Annotated in this window: 15 protein-coding genes; 6 read left to right on the forward strand and 9 right to left on the reverse strand. The window is 41.3% G+C overall.

Annotation, left to right across the window (positions count from 1 at the left end; genetic code table 11):
• Positions 1-11: 11 nt before the first annotated feature.
• Both ACEQZT_RS05090 and ACEQZT_RS05095 read left to right on the forward strand, forming a co-directional pair.
• The gene (locus tag ACEQZT_RS05090; RefSeq protein ID WP_370087882.1) at positions 12-647 is read left to right on the forward strand and encodes an HAD family hydrolase; all 636 of its coding nucleotides are present in this window, start codon (positions 12-14) and stop codon (positions 645-647) included.
• Positions 640-1,860, forward strand: coding sequence for a site-2 protease family protein (locus tag ACEQZT_RS05095; RefSeq protein ID WP_370087884.1), 1,221 nt, complete (start codon positions 640-642; stop codon positions 1,858-1,860). The genes ACEQZT_RS05090 and ACEQZT_RS05095 overlap by 8 nt, the downstream gene beginning before the upstream one ends.
• On the opposite strand, the gene ACEQZT_RS05100 is transcribed toward ACEQZT_RS05095, so the two are convergent.
• Genes ACEQZT_RS05100 through ACEQZT_RS05125 form a run of 6 tightly spaced genes read right to left on the reverse strand, consistent with a single transcriptional unit; the run spans position 1,857 to position 9,209 of the window.
• The gene (locus tag ACEQZT_RS05100; RefSeq protein WP_370087886.1) at positions 1,857-2,156 is read right to left on the reverse strand and encodes a rhodanese-like domain-containing protein; all 300 of its coding nucleotides are present in this window, start codon (positions 2,154-2,156) and stop codon (positions 1,857-1,859) included. The genes ACEQZT_RS05095 and ACEQZT_RS05100 overlap by 4 nt on opposite strands.
• The gene (locus tag ACEQZT_RS05105) at positions 2,153-4,015 is read right to left on the reverse strand and encodes a T9SS type A sorting domain-containing protein (RefSeq protein WP_370087888.1); all 1,863 of its coding nucleotides are present in this window, start codon (positions 4,013-4,015) and stop codon (positions 2,153-2,155) included. The genes ACEQZT_RS05100 and ACEQZT_RS05105 overlap by 4 nt, the downstream gene beginning before the upstream one ends.
• A complete protein-coding gene (locus ACEQZT_RS05110; RefSeq protein ID WP_370087890.1) occupies positions 4,012-4,863 on the reverse strand; it encodes a PASTA domain-containing protein in 852 nt (283 codons plus the stop codon). The genes ACEQZT_RS05105 and ACEQZT_RS05110 overlap by 4 nt, the downstream gene beginning before the upstream one ends.
• Before the next feature lie 34 nt (positions 4,864-4,897).
• On the reverse strand, positions 4,898-7,828 hold the full coding sequence (locus ACEQZT_RS05115; RefSeq protein WP_370087892.1) for a choice-of-anchor J domain-containing protein: 2,931 nt from the start codon (positions 7,826-7,828) through the stop codon (positions 4,898-4,900).
• Positions 7,829-7,835: 7 nt separating this feature from the next.
• Entirely contained in the window at positions 7,836-8,114 is a 279-nt protein-coding gene (locus ACEQZT_RS05120; RefSeq protein WP_370087894.1) for a NifU family protein, read from the reverse strand.
• Positions 8,115-8,117: 3 nt separating this feature from the next.
• Positions 8,118-9,209: an Mrp/NBP35 family ATP-binding protein gene (locus tag ACEQZT_RS05125; protein WP_370087896.1), complete on the reverse strand. Its 1,092-nt coding sequence runs from the start codon at positions 9,207-9,209 to the stop codon at positions 8,118-8,120.
• Positions 9,210-9,396: 187 nt separating this feature from the next.
• Between ACEQZT_RS05125 and dnaG the strand changes: the two genes are divergently transcribed.
• The 4 genes from dnaG to surE are packed head-to-tail and all read left to right on the forward strand — an operon-like array spanning position 9,397 to position 13,900.
• Positions 9,397-11,325, forward strand: coding sequence for a DNA primase (gene dnaG, locus ACEQZT_RS05130; RefSeq protein WP_370087897.1), 1,929 nt, complete (start codon positions 9,397-9,399; stop codon positions 11,323-11,325).
• A 4-nt stretch (positions 11,326-11,329) separates the two neighbouring features.
• Positions 11,330-12,529, forward strand: a complete 1,200-nt coding sequence (locus tag ACEQZT_RS05135) for a bifunctional 3,4-dihydroxy-2-butanone-4-phosphate synthase/GTP cyclohydrolase II (protein ID WP_370087899.1) — start codon at positions 11,330-11,332, stop codon at positions 12,527-12,529.
• The gene (locus ACEQZT_RS05140; RefSeq protein ID WP_370087901.1) at positions 12,526-13,128 is read left to right on the forward strand and encodes a hypothetical protein; all 603 of its coding nucleotides are present in this window, start codon (positions 12,526-12,528) and stop codon (positions 13,126-13,128) included. Before ACEQZT_RS05135 ends, ACEQZT_RS05140 begins: the two co-directional genes overlap by 4 nt.
• A gap of 1 nt (position 13,129) precedes the next feature.
• Complete coding sequence (surE, locus tag ACEQZT_RS05145; protein ID WP_370087903.1) at positions 13,130-13,900, forward strand: 5'/3'-nucleotidase SurE; 771 nt, start codon at positions 13,130-13,132, stop codon at positions 13,898-13,900.
• 11 nt (positions 13,901-13,911) lie between these two features.
• Here the strand turns inward: surE and ACEQZT_RS05150 are convergent, their stop codons facing one another.
• The 3 genes from ACEQZT_RS05150 to ACEQZT_RS05160 all read right to left on the reverse strand — a co-directional run bounded on the left by ACEQZT_RS05150 (position 13,912) and on the right by ACEQZT_RS05160 (position 16,460).
• Positions 13,912-14,331, reverse strand: a complete 420-nt coding sequence (locus tag ACEQZT_RS05150) for a hypothetical protein (protein ID WP_370087905.1) — start codon at positions 14,329-14,331, stop codon at positions 13,912-13,914.
• Positions 14,316-14,753: a hypothetical protein gene (locus ACEQZT_RS05155; protein ID WP_370087907.1), complete on the reverse strand. Its 438-nt coding sequence runs from the start codon at positions 14,751-14,753 to the stop codon at positions 14,316-14,318. Before ACEQZT_RS05155 ends, ACEQZT_RS05150 begins: the two co-directional genes overlap by 16 nt.
• Positions 14,754-14,933: 180 nt before the next feature.
• Positions 14,934-16,460, reverse strand: a complete 1,527-nt coding sequence (locus ACEQZT_RS05160; RefSeq protein WP_370087909.1) for a bifunctional GNAT family N-acetyltransferase/carbon-nitrogen hydrolase family protein — start codon at positions 16,458-16,460, stop codon at positions 14,934-14,936.
• Between the last annotated feature and the right edge of the window lie 70 nt (positions 16,461-16,530).

Consider the following 16,530-nt stretch of genomic DNA (forward strand, 5'->3'; position numbering starts at 1 on the left):
ATACCCAACGAATGTCAGACCTACTACAAGGCATTGATGCCATAATTTTTGATTTTGGAAATGTACTGATTGATCTCGACTACCCGCGAGTAATTCGCCGATTTTCTGAAGTAGCTAAAAAGAATCAAGAGGAGATAGAAGAGCTGGTGGTGACTGCCCCTGTTTTACAAAAATTTGAAATGGGAATGATCGGTCCTGAGGAGTTTCGAGCTAGTATAAATAAGCTTCTAGGAACAAATATGGGCGAGCGCCAGTTTGAAGATATCTGGAATAGCATGCTTAAGTCTATTACCAAGGAACGGATGGATAAGGTTCTCAAAATAGGTGAGCGATTTGATACGTTTATTCTTTCCAACACCAACATGATCCATGAGATTGCCTATGAGGAAATGATCATGGAAGAAACTGGTAAATTTAGTCTTAGGGACTTTGTAAAAGAGGTATACTATTCCCACGAGATTGGCATGCGGAAACCAAACCTTAACTGCTACAACTTTGTTATTGAAGATATTGGCTTATACGCCTCCAGGATGTTGTTTTTGGATGACAGATTGGACAATGTGGAGGCCGCAAAAAAAGCAGGAATGAAGGCAATACAGATTTTCGATCCTGACAAACAACTAAACGAAATATTTGGGCTTGGATAAGAATCAAAAAACCAAACTCATCCAGCTTGGTTTGTTTGTGGTGACGTTGATCACTACAACATTTGCAGGTGCAGAGTGGACAATTGGGAAATTTGTGATTCTCGGTATGACCTGGGATGATTTTTTGTTCGGCTTTCAGTTTTCAATTCCATTTCTTTTCATCCTGACTGTCCATGAGTTTGGACACTACTTCACTGCCCGATATCATAAAATCAAGGTATCTCTACCTTACTACATCCCAATGTGGTTTGGATTTTTGGGTATGCCTACCATTGGCACGATGGGAGCATTTATCCGAATCAGAGAAAATATTGTAAGTCGCATCAAGTACTTCGATGTAGGTGTATCAGGCCCAATCGCAGGGTTTGTGGTGGCAGTTGCGTTACTGATCTATGGCTTCACCAATTTGCCGGAAACGGAGTATATCTATGAGGTGCATCCTGAATACGAAGTGTTTGGTGAAAACTTTGCGGAACGGATGGAAGGACTGGATACACTGATTCTCAAAAGTGATTTGAACCCTGACCGACAGGCTTATGACATGAGGCCTGATTCGATTTATACGAATACCCCAGGCTCAATCTCGTTTGGAGATAATATACTGATGAATCTGGGACGAAAATATTTGGCACCTGATGATCGCTATATTCCAAGCTCCAGTGAGCTCATGCATTATCCGGTTTTACTTGCAGCGTATCTCGCATTTTTCTTCACAGCTTTAAATCTGCTGCCAATCGGTCAGCTTGATGGTGGGCATGTGTTGTTTGGGCTTTTTGGCGCAAAGAATCATGCAGTGATTTCACGTGTGCTTTTTACAGCTTTTCTTTTTTACGCTGGTCTTGGATGGGTCACCTCTGCCGATTTGATTAATACTTCACTCGAGAGCATCGCCAACTTTTTAATCAGTATTGGGGTATATCTCTTTATAGTTTATTGGTCTGCATTCAGTGTTTTTAGAGAGAAACGGGATCGTCTTTTGTTCGCTACGGTAATTTTGACAGTACAATTTTTTGTGTCATCTATCTTCAAAGTAGAAGGATACACCGGCTGGCTGCTCTTCTCTGTTTTGATTGGAAGATTTATTGGTGTGGATCATCCGCAAGTGATTGATAATCGTCCATTGACGACAGGGAGGAAGATACTAGGCTGGGTAGCACTGATCATTTTCATTTTGTGCTTTAGTCCCCAGCCATTGGTTGTAGAAGGTTTCTAAAGCTCCAGATAAGCTGTAATTCCACCCTCCATATTTCGCACATTTGTAAAGCCCTGAGAGTTAAGGAATTTTTTTGCTCTGCCTGATCGTGCACCCGACTTGCAGTGGACAATGATTTCTTCGTTTTTTAAATGCTCGATTTCAGAAATCCTATTTGGCAGGTCGCCTAAAGGTATGAGTGTTGCACCAATATTTGCTTCCTCATATTCCCATTCTTCCCTAACGTCTATGAAGTTAAACTTTTCGCCGTTTTCTAAACGCTCTTTTACTTTTTGGCAAGTGATATCTTCGTTCATTCTTTGATGATTTTAATGGTCTGATCACCTTCTTTTCGGTGAATTGTAAGCAAATATAATCCTGCCTTCAGACTCGAAAAATCATGAACTCGATTAACCTCTTCTTGAAGTAATATACGACCTGAAAAATCAATCACGGAGATGGATTCATAGTCTCCATCAATTTGGATAGAACTGCTAGTTGGATTGGGGTATACAATGAGCTTTTTAGGTTTATCAGGCACATTTGCTACGATCTCATCACTTGGTTTGCCAAAGACCGGACGAATCATCAAGGCACCAGAGAGTTTGGTATTTCGTTCCCAAACCCCAGTGTTATTCTGAAAGATGTACTTGGAGGCTTCCGGGTTGCTCCGATCAAAACCGATACCAACATAATCAGATGTATCCTGTTCATAGGCTACATAAAAAGTGTCGGATAAAACAACGGGTGAGGCAAGCTGGAATCTTTGAAACTCGTTGATATAAGACGCGGTACGAACAGATACCCGCTGACTTCTGATCAAGCCCTCATCGTTAAGTTGTTTGTAAATCTTTAAGATAAGATTTCTGCCATCACTCAGGGGGTTAATCTTTGGGAAGTGAATGTCTACATGCGTGAGTGTGTCCCTTTCCTCCAGCCAATATTGAACAGCCACCTGACCCTTGTTTACATTATTGCCAACAGCAAATTCAGCTGTACCGTCATCGAAGGCATAATAGTTATGAAGTAGATATGTTGTTCGGATAGTGTCATTGATTTTTAGGTTGACATTTGTTCCATCCAAAAAGTCGTCAAAGGAGGCATCAATATACACTTGTGTTTCAAGGACGACAGAATCAACTCCATCCATTATTGAATAGTCCAAGCTATCAAACTGTAATGTCCTATTTATGGTGATCTTAAATGGGTCTGGGTTTATTTGAAGAGGACCAAAGCCTCTACCTGAGCCAAATAATTCATCGGCAAGTAAGATATTTCTATTTAACTCTCGAACAGAAAATTGATACTCAGTGACTTGAAACTGGTCTCCATCAAGATTATTGGCATTTATGGTCTGCACATCTCTTCGGTTACTAATTAGAGAATTAAAGTGAGAAATAGGAAGAGACTTGAATGGAGATGATGGCCCTGTTAATTGCTCTGTAAAACTTCTGTCTTGGTAATAAAAGTCATCGTTTTGCCTACTATCATTTAGATAAATCCAATCCACATGCCAGGCATCAAAAGGTCCGTTCTTATCTCCGAATGACTGGAATCTGAAAAGGAACTTTTGTGTCCTGAATTTAGCAGCGACATTTCTTGTAACCTGAGTAAATACCGAATCCTGATCAGACTCCAGATCTCCACCGTCTTGCTTCCATACGGTTTCCCAATGGCTATTACCGTCTAGTATTCTGTGAAACTGGAGAATTAAGGAATCACCTTCATCCGGCATTTCTACATTACCTCCTGCCTGCCAATAAAAGGAGAGGACTACATTGGTTGTACCTTTCAGGTTAATGGTGTCTGACACCAGCTGATCTGCCCAGGGATTTCCAGATCCGTGAAACCTACCATCTGCATCAACACCATCAAAGGTTGCAACTTTATAAGTAGGTGGGTTTACTGCGAGGGTAGCGTTGACATATACATCCTTGCTTAGTTCAGCATTCCATTGCGAAGTGGTATCATTACCCCAGATCCGGATACCATCTGGAGAGTCTGCTGTAATGGAAAAATCATCCCAAAAGGGGAGTGTTGCTGGGTTAACAGCTTTTGTTTTTTTTACTTCTCTGCCACGCGATATGTTCTCGTATTTCTCAATAGGTCTCACGGTCAATTGAGAAAAAGTCAATTGAGAGACGCAAAGCAGTATGATTAGCAGTGCTACTCTCATTGATTATCCAAAATCGTAGTTGTGGTACTCACTGTATCAGGTTTGTAAATCCAGATATCTATTGGATCGCCTATTCTCACTCTTAGTTCAGGTCTTGGGTATTGCTGTTGTACAGTTCCTGGAGCTATGTCTCGATAATCTAAAGCATCATTCCCCAATGAATCGATCACGCTGAATCCAGCTTGAGATTTACTTGTCGTATTTATTTTTCCAATCTTCAAACCAGAACCAATGATGGCAACTTCTGCTTCCTCCTGATCCAGGCCGATCAGGTTGGGTGATTGAAATATAGTATTTCCATATCCATCTCCTGCAACCAAATCAATAATGGAGCCTTTTTCAATTCGCTCTCCTTCCAGCACAATGCGTCCGTTCATGCGAGCTTCGTGTACTACGCCAAAAAAGAGGTCAGGAATGAACTTCACTTCTCCTAGTTTTAAGTCATAAGATTTAAGTACCATCCTTGCACTTTTGAGAGACAGGTCTTCCACTTTAGGCATTCTTACTTTCGGGGGACTTTCTGCATTCAGAGTAACGTAGATTTTTCTATTTTCTTTCACCTTGGTGTTAGGCTTTGGTACTTGTCTCAGTACAGCCAAGGGTGGATGGTCAGGAGAGTAGCTTGAGTCTGCAGTGACTTCAAACCTTAAATTTCTTTTTTCTAAAAAATCGCCTAGCTCAGAAACCGTCATTCCCTGAACATTTGGTACTGTAATCGTTTCGCCATGATTGGTAGTCACAGGCAGCCAGATATAAAATACAATTACAATAATAAGAGCTGATCCTCCGATGAGTACTCCTAAATGGATCAAAAAGTCTTTAATGCTTGCTGGTTTTTTGAATGACATAATGCGTTTAGAATAAAGTGATAAACCTAATCAATTAGCGACTAATAAACAGTTTTTGAGAGGCAGTGAATTGATTTCCAACAACATTTATAAAATACAAACCTTGTTGACTGGGAGCGGTGTATTCGAGAATTTGATTCAAAGCATTTTCAACATATTCTTCAAAGACAATACGCCCACTCATATCCAGTAACCTGATAGTCACGGGCTCTTTTCGGGGGAGATTAAGTCCCAAATTGAACCTTAACACCGCTGGATTGGGATAAACTCTAATCACATCCTCATAAAACGGAGGCTCATTTCCACGTATACTGATGTCGTCTATATAGAGGTCATTCCCTCCTCCAGGGGTAAACACAAATGCAATTCTTATGTCTTCATTAAAGAAAAATGAATGTGAAAGGTCCAGCCGGAACTCTTTCCAGTCCATATCATTTGATGGCAGCCATATTTGCGTTTCCTCAGACACGGCGAGAGAGTCAGAATCTGCATCTAAAAGTGTTTTTGAATAGGATTCTCCACAATCTGTTGACATTAAAACCTGGAGTCTATCCTGAAACCCGCTTCTGGATGCATATGATGCTCTAAAATATAAACCGGCACTATCAAGACCTCCTGTGTGAAGTCTTGGACTTATAAACCAACTTCTTTTTCCAAGTTCTGAAGCATTAAATCCTTTTGCTCTAAGTGATTTGGAAGGAGTAAGATTCGATCGTACCCACAAAGTATCAGATCCTTCAACCGCCACAGTCCAATTATCAGGACTTTCAAAATCTACTATCAATGGGTATTCATCATGCTGAGTATCTCTGTAGACTATTGTGCTTATGAGATTGTCAAGCAAGGATTCGTCTGTGACTCCATTAACCATAATTATTTCTGCACCGGCTACATTTTCACCTACAACGAGGTTATCTATGATCAAAGGGAATGTTGCAAAGCTTTTTGATGGTATGTTTAATGCATTGAAGGTTGATTCTAACGTATCACCATCTATGTAATACTCCACTGTAAATGATGTGATTGGTTGAGAGCCTACATTTCTGATTCGCAATTCAACTTCTGTTGATGCAGCACATGTAATCAATGGACCATTTAGACTTATTGCATTGGCGTCATTTTCAAAGAGGTTGGTCTCGACAACAGCAATGTCATCAAGGTAAATATTATTTCCACTTCCATTGATCCCAACAAACGCAAATTGAACACCATCTATGTCTCTATACTCCGTTATACTCAATACTGTATCAACCCATTCTAATTGATTTGCAGGCGTAAAAGAGGCCGAGGTTGGAGTTGCAGTGGCTAGATTAGGTCCAAAACTTGAAAATATGACATCTGGAAAAGTCTCACCACAATCAATACTTGCCTTCACCATCAAACCATCATAAAATGCATTTGGTGGATTTGCATATGCATAACTGAATTCTAAATCTCCTGACGAAATCCCTTGGAGATTCATGATGGGCGTCTTGATGATGGTTGTCTCACCAAACCATTCAGCATTTTGATGAGCTTTGAAAACCAGGCTTTGGTTGGAGGGAGTTTCTTTTGGAGCGTTTACAACTTCCCATGGAAATGAAGCTCCTGTTAATCCTAATACTTGCGATGCACCTTCAAAGGAATCATAGAATGGTAGGTTAAGCGTACTAGTTGCAGAGACTGCTTTCAAAATCGTATTGTTAGCCGGATTTCCCTCTATCGTTCCATTTACATTACTAATCTCAAATGATACCGAGCCTGGTGGGTTATTTATTGATTGTGTTGCAAATGCCACTGTATCTGAAGAAAGTGGTGCCAGGGAAGTTACTATGCTTTGCACTCCTCCAATAGGATTCCCATTTTTATAGAGCTGAACATCATAGGAGGTAACTTCATTTGTTCCATAATTCACCAATCGGAGCATAGGAATAAAATTTGTGCTACACTCAGCTTCTTTTGGACTCAAGATATTTGTAGCGGCCAGATCATCCGTGAATCTAGTCGGTTCGCTGAGGCCGGGCGATGTTGTAAGTGAAAATCGATTTTGGGCATTATCCATCACCGTTCGCATCCGTGTTTTTTGCCCTTCAGTGAATAGGTTCATACATACATCATCTGTATAATCCATATAGTTCTGAAACATTTCGGGTTCACCCATGATACATACTTCATCATCGTCGGGATTGGGCCAATCGCATGGTGAGGTATATCCCCCATTGTCATTGTCGGCTAAGGGGGTGTCATCCACAAAGTCATCCACCGAGCAGTTACCATCTCCCCAGATATGCCTTAAACCAAGCCAGTGTCCAACTTCATGTGTGAGCGTGCGGCCATAGCTTTCGAAAGCACTAGCTGAAGGATTTACACCAAAATATTCATAATCAATGAGTACCCCATCGAAAGTGAAATCATCCGCATCATTGGTAATGCCTTCTAGTGAGATGAGTGGAAAAGATGCATAGCCTAAGAAAACCTGAAGGTCCAGCACAAAAATGTTGAGGTAATGCTCCGCCGGCCAGTAGCTTTCAGATCTGAGCAGTGGTCGGTGTGAATTAGCCCGGTAGCTGTCTCGTGATCCTCTCAGCCGATTGATGCCATTGGTAGGGTTACCGGCAGGATCTTGCTTAGCTAGTACAAACTCGATTTCTACATCGGCAGCAATACTGCTGTATTCGGATGGCGTGTTTATCGCATCGGCATTCATGCGACGGAAATCAGCTGTAAGTGAGTCTATTTGAGCTTTAATTCGCTCATCAGATAGATTAACACCAGTACCTATTGGCTCACCTTTGTGGAAAACATGAACGACCACAGGTATTTGATAGAGCGTTGCTAAAGGTCGTGCTTGAGAGGTTCTTTCAGCTATTTTAGTGCTTAACCAATTTTCAAATTCTCCAGTGGATGGTGCTACTGTTCCACACCTTTCCTGTGCTGAAACACTCAGGCAAATAAGAAATATAAAAATAAAGACCCCACTTCGCATGGGTTCATTAGTTAGCAAATGGAAGTTTGGCGTTTGGATCGTCCGGCGAAGTAACATTAACGGCATGCACGCTTTTGATTTCGGGTACTTCGCGCTTGATCGCCTCTTCTACACCAGCTTTCAGTGTCATGGTAGACATAGGGCAAGAACCGCAGTTACCCATCAGCTCTAGTATCACATTCATGTCTTTATCCACTTCCAATACCTTCACATCTCCACCATCAGCTTCCAAATAGGGCCTAATCGTGTTCAGGGCTTTTTCTACTTTTTCTACTAGTTCTGACATATACTAAACGGTCACTTCTACTTTTTTAGTCTCTGCCTGTGAGGCATTTCGGATAGCTACCTGCTGAGCTACTTTCTCTGCAAGTTGCTTAAATGATTCTGATAAATCACCATCTTTCATTGCTGCCGGGTACCCGCTATCTCCACTTTCCCTAATTGATTGAACAATAGGTATCTGCCCCAACAATTCAATCTCATTCTTCTCTGCAAGCTTTTTACCTCCTCCTTCTCCAAAGATAAAGTATTTATTGTCAGGAAGTTCCTCCGGAGTAAACCAGGCCATATTTTCTACTAATCCTAAAATTGGAACATTGATTTGAGGCTGCTTAAACATGGAAATACCTTTCTGTGCATCAGCGAGTGCCACTTTTTGAGGAGTGGTGACTACTAAGGCCCCAGTAACAGGCACTGCCTGAACCAAGGTTAGATGAATGTCACTGGTACCCGGAGGCAGGTCTATGATTAGGTAGTCAAGATCTCCCCACTTTGCATCAGAGATAAATTGTCTCAAAGCAGAACTTGCCATTGGACCTCTCCAAACTACCGCATCTTCACTATTTGTAAGGAATCCAATAGAAATGAGTTTTACGCCATATTGTTGAATCGGTACAATTTTATTTTTACCATCTTCTTGAACGATCCCAGGTTGCTCAAACTCACAGTTGAACATGGTAGGTATAGACGGTCCATAGATATCAGCATCTATCAACCCTACGTCTGCACCTGATCTCGCTAGTGCCACAGCTAGGTTAGCCGCAATGGTAGATTTCCCCACACCACCTTTTCCCGATGAAACTGCGATGATGTTTTTCACACCAGGAAGCACAGGTCCCTCGTCTCGTTTGGTCGTGACATTGGAAGTCATATTGATGATTGTTTTCACATCGCCTAGATGTTTCTGAATCTTTTCCTCACAATCTTTTTTTATGACCTCCTTCAAGGGGCATGCTGGTGTAGTAAGCACTACATCAAATGCAGCCTTATTCCCATCAATATGAATATTCTGGATCATTCCGAGTGATACCAGATCTTTTTTCAGATCAGGATCAATGACCTCACTTAATGCTTTTAGTAAATTTTCCTTCGTCAATTCCATTCGTGCCGCAAGTTAAAATGAATCCTGCACTTTAGCTCTTTTTGAGCGTTTATAGCTAGACTTTCTTCTCCACATCAAACCACCAATTTTGCGTATCAGTTCGATTGACTTTTAGATTGCCGTATAAGTCCTTTACATTTCAGATGGTGTCCCATTAATCGGGTAATTTTGCAGACCAATTTCAACTATGATCCATCCATCTACCATCGAAGAGATAAAGAATCGAATCGACATTGTCGAGGTGGTGGGGGATTTTGTAACACTCAAACGTTCTGGGTCTAGCTACAAGGCACTGAGCCCCTTCACAAACGAAAAGACACCATCGTTTTATGTAGTCCCATCCAAGGGAATTTTCAAGGATTTTAGTTCAGGTAAAGGGGGTGATGCGATCACTTTCGTAATGGAGGTAGATGGTTTGAGCTATGTGGAGGCACTTAAATACCTGGCAGGAAAGTATGGAATTGAAGTAAAAGAAGAAGAGCAGTCTGATGAAGCTCAGCAAGCTCAAAATAAGCGTGAAAGCTTGTATATCGTCCTCAATTTTGCCAATGAATACTTTCAAAGGGTACTTCATACCTCGGATGAGGGTAAGTCGATTGGCTTGTCCTATTTCAAGGAACGTGGATTTACAGAGGAAACGATCAAGAAATTCGAGCTTGGTTACTCCAAGGAGCTTTGGGATGGATTGCTGAACGAGGCTACTCAAAAAGGCTATAATAAAGAACTTCTTGCAGAGGCTGGACTTGTCATCGACAAGGATGGTAAGAACTATGATCGGTTTCGTAGCAGGGTAATGTTTCCTATCCATAATGTTTCCGGGAAGACGATCGCATTTGGAGGTAGAAAGCTTTCGAGTACTGATAAGTCAGCGAAGTACATCAACAGTCCTGAGACAGAGCTGTATCACAAAAGCAAGGTGCTTTATGGTATGTATCAAGGCAAAAACTCTATCAGGAAGGAAGATAATTGCTACCTGGTGGAGGGCTACACAGATGTGATATCTATGCATCAGGCTGGGATTGAAAATGTGGTGGCATCATCCGGTACAGCCCTTACGGAAGATCAGGTTAAACTAATTCGCAGGTATACCGAAAATGTGACGGTCATTTTCGATGGTGATCAGGCTGGAATTAAAGCTTCCATGCGTGGTATTGACCTTTTACTTGAAGGCGATCTGAATGTGAAGGCCGTGGCATTGCCTGAGGGGGAAGACCCTGATAGCTATGCTAAACAACTTGGAGCTTCAGGATTCAGAGATTTTGTTGCCGAGGATGCGCAGGATATCATCCGCTTTAAAACGAAAGTGCTGCTAGATGATACAGGTAATGATCCTGTAAAAAAAGCAGGTGTAATTAAAGACATTGTTTCTAGTATCACCAAGATCAATGACCCTGTAAAGCGAACGGTTTACATAAAAGAGTGCAGCGATCTTCTTGGAATTGCCGAGTCTGTCCTAGTAGCAGAGCAGAATAAAATCCTGATTCAAAACAGGAAAGGTCAGCGCAAGGATGAGGGCCCCATTCCTGAGGAAATGCCTCCATTTCCGATGGAGCAGGAAGATCTGGTGGACAAGCTGGACATTAGTAAAATCATTGAATTTCAGGAGAGGGAGAGTATTCGGATTTTGGTGAATTACGGAAAAAACAAAATTCAGACAAGGGAATTACAGGATCAAGATTTAATTGATTATTTCCTGAACGAAGCGGACGAAATTCAGTTTACCAATCAGACCTATCGAAAAATTGTGGAGATTTTTCAGGAAAGATTGAAGGCCGGGGAGGTTATTGATGGTGAGTTTTTATTGAATCACGAGGATGCGCAGGTTAGAAAGACTGTCATTGACCTTAGTGCTGACAAATATGAGATAAGTGAAAACTGGAGTGAGAAATACAAAATTCATGTACCAAGGGAGACGGAATTTTTGAGGGATGTCACATATACAAATGTGCTTCGCTTGAAGTTTCGGATTGTGCAGCAATTGATCCAGGAGGAGACTGAAAAGCTGAAGCATACAACAAATGAAGCTGAGGTAGATGAACTTTTGGATGACATAAATGAGTTGAAAATGGTATCTGTTGAGATTGCCAAAATATTGGGGAACGTATTAGTAGGTTAGAATAATGCTTGATAAAATAGAAGAGGCCATTGAGGCCATCAAAAATGGAGAAGTGATCATCGTGGTTGATGATGAAGACAGAGAGAATGAAGGAGACTTCATTTGTGCTGCGGAAAAGGTCACACCAGATATTATCAATTTCATGTCAAAGGAGGGAAGAGGGCTTATTTGTGCCTCACTGCTCGAAGATCGCTGTAAAGAATTGGATCTGGACTTGATGGTAGGTAAGAATACGGCCACTTTTGAGACTCCATTTACAGTTTCTGTGGACTTGATAGGGCATGGAACTACTACAGGTATCTCTACTTCAGATCGAGCTAAAACCATTCAGGCACTTGTGAATCCGGAAACCAAATCAACTGATCTTGGACGTCCGGGACATATTTTCCCTTTGAAGGCAAAACAAGGAGGAGTCCTAAGACGTGCAGGGCATACTGAGGCGGCTGTTGATTTTTCAAGACTTGCTGGATTGACTCCAGGGGGTGTGTTGGTTGAGATTTTGAAGGATGACGGCACCATGGCACGCTTACCTGATTGCCGTAAGATTGCTGATAAGTTTGGACTAAAGCTAGTTTCTATCGCTGATCTGATTGAGTATAGAATGAAGCAGGAGTCAATGGTGGAGGAAGAAATAGAGGTGCAAATGCCAACCAATTGGGGGGATTTTCAACTGAAAGCATTTAAGCAAATAAATACTGGTGAGGAGCATTTGGCCCTGGTGAAGGGTACCTGGAAAAAGGACGAGCCGGTGATGGTGAGGGTACACAGTTCATGTGTGACAGGAGATATTTTCGGATCATGCCGGTGCGATTGCGGAGGGCAGCTGCATGGCGCTATGCAAATGGTAGAGAAAGATGGAAAAGGAGTGGTGCTCTACATGAATCAGGAGGGCAGGGGTATTGGGTTACTCAATAAGCTAAAAGCATATAAACTACAGGAAGAAGGCAAAGATACGGTGGAGGCCAATTTGGAACTTGGGTTTAAATCGGATCAGCGAGATTATGGAGTAGGAGCCCAGATTTTGCGAAAGCTTGGAATTACCAAACTTAGACTGATTACAAATAATCCTAAGAAAAGAGTAGGACTGATGGGGTATGGCTTGGAAATTGTAGAAAATATTGGAATTGAAATTGCCCCAAACACTCACAACCAAAAGTATTTGGAAACAAAGCGAGACAAACTAGGACACGAAATTTTGAAATGAAGCAGCTATTAATAATTCTATTTTTAAGCATCACCTTCACACTTTCGTCACAGCAATTTTCCTCTGAAGTATTTCATGATGGATTCATGGTCACTACTGAAAAGGATACCATTAAGGGAGATTTGAAGTACGACCTGGATGCTAACATTTTGACTGTAATCCACCAGGGAAAGACTAAGTCTTTTTCAAGCCATAAAGTCTTCTATTTCGAGATTTTTGATAAAATCCTCAATAATTACCGTCAGTTTTATTCTATTCCCTATACAGTTAATGTTGGATACAAAATCCCTGTCTTTTTTGAGCTTGTTTATGAAGGAAAGCTTTCGCTGATGGCTCGAGAGCATATCGTGAGTCAGACTGTAAATAGCTCGTCGGCTTATTGGGGTGGAGGGACCGGCACCCAGCTTGTAATCCGATATTCTTACTTTTTCATGGATTCGAATGGAACGATCACCTACTTTACAGGTCGAAAAAAAGAACTTCTTTCTTTCATGGCTAAGAAGCAGTCGGATATCAAGAAGTTCATAAAAGATAATAAACTCGATACAGACGAAATGGCTGATTTAGTGAGAATTACAGCCTTTTATAACTCAATTTAGCATGTCAAAACCACTAATTTTAGTAAGCAACGATGATGGTATAACTTCTCGCGGAATTAGAAAACTCGTGAATGTGGTTAAGGAACTGGGTGAAGTTGTGGTAGTTGCTCCTGACAGCCCTCAATCAGGGATGGGACACGCGATCACTGTGGGAGACACTTTAAGACTTCATAAGAGTGATATTTTTGGAGATATTGAGGCTTATGAGTGCAGCGGAACACCAGCTGACTGTGTGAAGCTGGCGAAGCATTACGTGCTGAAAGGACGAAAAATTGATTTGATTGTTTCAGGTGTGAATCACGGGAGCAATAGTTCTATCAGTGTGCTTTACTCGGGTACCATGAGTGCGGCGATCGAGGGAGCGATCGAGGGAGTGTCCTCAATAGGTTTCTCACTGTGTGATTATGATCCTTCAGCTGAGATGTCGCACATAGATGAATACATTAAAAAAGTAACGGAGGAAGCCCTTAAAAATGGTATACCGAAAGGAATTGCCCTAAATGTAAACTTCCCCGCTTTACAAAAAGAATCTATCAAAGGCATTAAAGTGTGCCGTCAGGCAAATGCCAACTGGGAGGAGGAGTTTGACGCACGAAAGGATCCCTATGGAAGAACCTACTTTTGGATGGTGGGCAACTTCGTCAATCATGACAAAGGAGAGGATAACGATGAATGGGCACTAGCTAATAACTACGTTTCTATCGTTCCTTGCCAGTTTGATATGACCGGGCACCATGCCATCTCTCAGCTCAATGAGGCCTGGGATATTTAAGTGAATCAGCGTTAGTCTAAAGAATAATTGAGCGAACTATCTCTCAAATAAAGTTGGGTAGATTGTTGGTCTGAAGTTGAAAATTTCTTGTAGGCTCTTACTGCATCGCTATAAGTTCTTTCGGAAACAATTGTAAACAATAAACCTGCTCCAATAAATATACCTCCATAAATACCTGCTAGGTTCACTTCTTGACTATTGCTCGGAGCACTTCCTGATGACAGACTCACAATGCCAAGTGTGTACATAAGGAAGGACATTCCTTTTGTCGCTTTATGAGTTTGCATCAAGCTTCTAGCTTTTTTTGAATCTTTTTGATCAAGAATAAGCCTCCTGATTTCCTTCCTGGATAGCGAATCAATGCTTTGAGAATACTGTTCATGATAAATACGAATATTTGACTGATAGAGCAGATTTATCGTCCAGACCATTTGTGAATTTCTAATTCTGACCTTAGAAAGGGTTTGTAATTCGTCGACATGCTTGCTTGATTCAAATAGATCGCTTTGGCCTTTTTAAAGCGTTGTTCCGCGGCAATCGTACAAGCAATCGCAACTAGTCCGCTAGTCCATGCATAGGTTGTTGCAATAATTGAATTTTTATTGTCCTTATCAGGATTTTTAGATGAGCCGGCTATAGCACCAAGTACGATTGCAGAAGTAAAAAATACATAGGATGTCACCCTGGACCTATTGTGTTTAACAATCATCTCTCTTGCTTCGTCTGAATCATTTTGCTTAAGCAATAGTGAGCGAATTTCAGATTGACTCATCCCATCAAGACTCTCCGTTTTTTGACAGAGGCTGACGGTACAGGAAAACATTGTTAGGAAAAGGATCAAAAGCTTTTTCATTTGTTAGGTGAGTTAGTGAGGAAATAAATTAACAAATAATGTTTTTATTTAATCAGACAAACTTATCCTGAATAAAAAAGTTCTTAATTTTAACATGAATAAGGAATTGGCTGATGTATTGGTTAGTACTAACCCTACTTAAAAACCCCTAAAAATACGTTGGTTTTTTTGTTTATGAGGCTACTTTTTTCGTAACTCATATACATCAGTCCTTCGATCCTTCAGATTGTTCACGCTTCCAAATTGGTGTAACTCTCTAAGATCATCTACATCCACATCAGCGATGAGGATCATCTCTGTGTTGGGAGTAGCTTCTGCTTTGATGCCATTGGTTGGGAATGCAAAGTCACATGGAGTAAACACAACCGATTGTGCAAACTGTATGTCCATATTATGAACATTCGGCAAGTTTCCCACACTACCAGCCAAAGCTACATAACACTCATTCTCTATGGCTCTGGCCTGGGCGCAGTTTCTCACGCGTGAGTATCCATTTTGTGTATCAGTCAAAAATGGAACAAACAAAATGTCCATTTCCTGATCAGCGAGCAGTCTGCTCAATTCAGGAAACTCTACATCATAGCAGATCAGCACACCTATTTTACCACAATCTGTTTCGAAGGTTTGAAGGGTTTTGCCACCTTCCATCCCCCAGATTTTTGATTCATCTGGTGTTACATGCAATTTCTCATATCGTTCCACCGACCCATCACGCCTGCATAAATAACCAACATTGAATAGCCGGTCATTCTTAATTTCGGGCATGCTGCCGGTGATGATATTTATGTTGTATGAAGTAGCCAGCCTTGAAAATCTGACGACAATTTCTTCCGTATGCTTCGCAAGCTCTCGGATCGCATCTGGCTCAGACATGTGATTATTTTCGGCCATCAATGGAGCATTGAAAAACTCAGGGAATAGGGCGAAATCCGAGCGGTAGTCAGAAACGGCATCAATAAAATACTCAGCTTGCTGCATCAGATCATCCAGGTCTTTGTAAGATCGCATTTGCCATTGGATCAAGCCCAGCCTCACTACCTTCTTGATACTGCTGGCCTTGTCTGTTTCCTCTTCATAGTAGATATTGTCCCATTCCAATAGCACTGCATAGTCTTTCGACTCCTTGTCACCTTCCAGGTATCCCTTGAGGATTTTGGAAACATGGAAGTCGTTAGAAATCTGGAAGTTTAGCACAGGGTCGTCAATCTCCTTTAGTTTCACCTTGTCAATGTACTGACGTGGGGTTAAATCTTTCGCATATTTGTGATAGTTGGGAATTCGACCGCCAAATGCAATCCCACGGAAGTTCATCCGTTCGCAGAGCTCCTTTCGGTAGTCATACAAGCGTCTACCTAGCCTCAGGCCTCTAAATTCAGGCTTGATGAATAGATCAACGCCATACAAAATATCTCCATTCTTTTCATGTGTACTAAAAGTGTAGTTGCCAGTTATTTGACGATACGTATGTCGTTTTTGTGCCATCCGGCTATTCGTTATCATGGACAGGGCACAGCCAGCAATTTGCCCGTTGACTTTGATAACAACCTGACCTTCAGGAAATAGTGATATGAGTTTTTCCAACTCATGCTTTTCCCAGTAATTGTTTTCTACCTGCTTGTAAGCTTCTATCATGGCTTTTTTTAACTCCTGATAGTCATCCAGGCTCAGGTAGGAAAGCTCAATATTGTCAATATCAATTTCTTGCATGATGTAAATGTACAATCGAATGCAATCAAAATAAGGATATTACAAAAGGCGCAAAAAAAGCCGGAAAAAT

It is taken from the genome of Ekhidna sp., assembly GCF_964218185.1.
Lineage (GTDB): Bacteria > Bacteroidota > Bacteroidia > Cytophagales > Cyclobacteriaceae > Ekhidna.

Excerpts from the sequence above, each read along its gene's own strand:
- ACEQZT_RS05090 (WP_370087882.1), top strand. The coding sequence starts at position 12 with ATGTCAGACCTACTACAAGGCATTGATGCCATAATTTTTGATTTTGGA.
- ACEQZT_RS05100 (WP_370087886.1), bottom strand. The coding sequence starts at position 2,156 with ATGAACGAAGATATCACTTGCCAAAAAGTAAAAGAGCGTTTAGAAAAC.
- ACEQZT_RS05105 (WP_370087888.1), bottom strand. The coding sequence starts at position 4,015 with ATGAGAGTAGCACTGCTAATCATACTGCTTTGCGTCTCTCAATTGACT.
- ACEQZT_RS05110 (WP_370087890.1), bottom strand. The coding sequence starts at position 4,863 with ATGTCATTCAAAAAACCAGCAAGCATTAAAGACTTTTTGATCCATTTA.
- ACEQZT_RS05115 (WP_370087892.1), bottom strand. The coding sequence starts at position 7,828 with ATGCGAAGTGGGGTCTTTATTTTTATATTTCTTATTTGCCTGAGTGTT.
- ACEQZT_RS05120 (WP_370087894.1), bottom strand. The coding sequence starts at position 8,114 with ATGTCAGAACTAGTAGAAAAAGTAGAAAAAGCCCTGAACACGATTAGG.
- ACEQZT_RS05125 (WP_370087896.1), bottom strand. The coding sequence starts at position 9,209 with ATGGAATTGACGAAGGAAAATTTACTAAAAGCATTAAGTGAGGTCATT.
- dnaG (WP_370087897.1), top strand. The coding sequence starts at position 9,397 with ATGATCCATCCATCTACCATCGAAGAGATAAAGAATCGAATCGACATT.
- ACEQZT_RS05135 (WP_370087899.1), top strand. The coding sequence starts at position 11,330 with ATGCTTGATAAAATAGAAGAGGCCATTGAGGCCATCAAAAATGGAGAA.
- ACEQZT_RS05140 (WP_370087901.1), top strand. The coding sequence starts at position 12,526 with ATGAAGCAGCTATTAATAATTCTATTTTTAAGCATCACCTTCACACTT.
- surE (WP_370087903.1), top strand. The coding sequence starts at position 13,130 with ATGTCAAAACCACTAATTTTAGTAAGCAACGATGATGGTATAACTTCT.
- ACEQZT_RS05150 (WP_370087905.1), bottom strand. The coding sequence starts at position 14,331 with ATGGTCTGGACGATAAATCTGCTCTATCAGTCAAATATTCGTATTTAT.
- ACEQZT_RS05155 (WP_370087907.1), bottom strand. The coding sequence starts at position 14,753 with ATGAAAAAGCTTTTGATCCTTTTCCTAACAATGTTTTCCTGTACCGTC.
- ACEQZT_RS05160 (WP_370087909.1), bottom strand. The coding sequence starts at position 16,460 with ATGCAAGAAATTGATATTGACAATATTGAGCTTTCCTACCTGAGCCTG.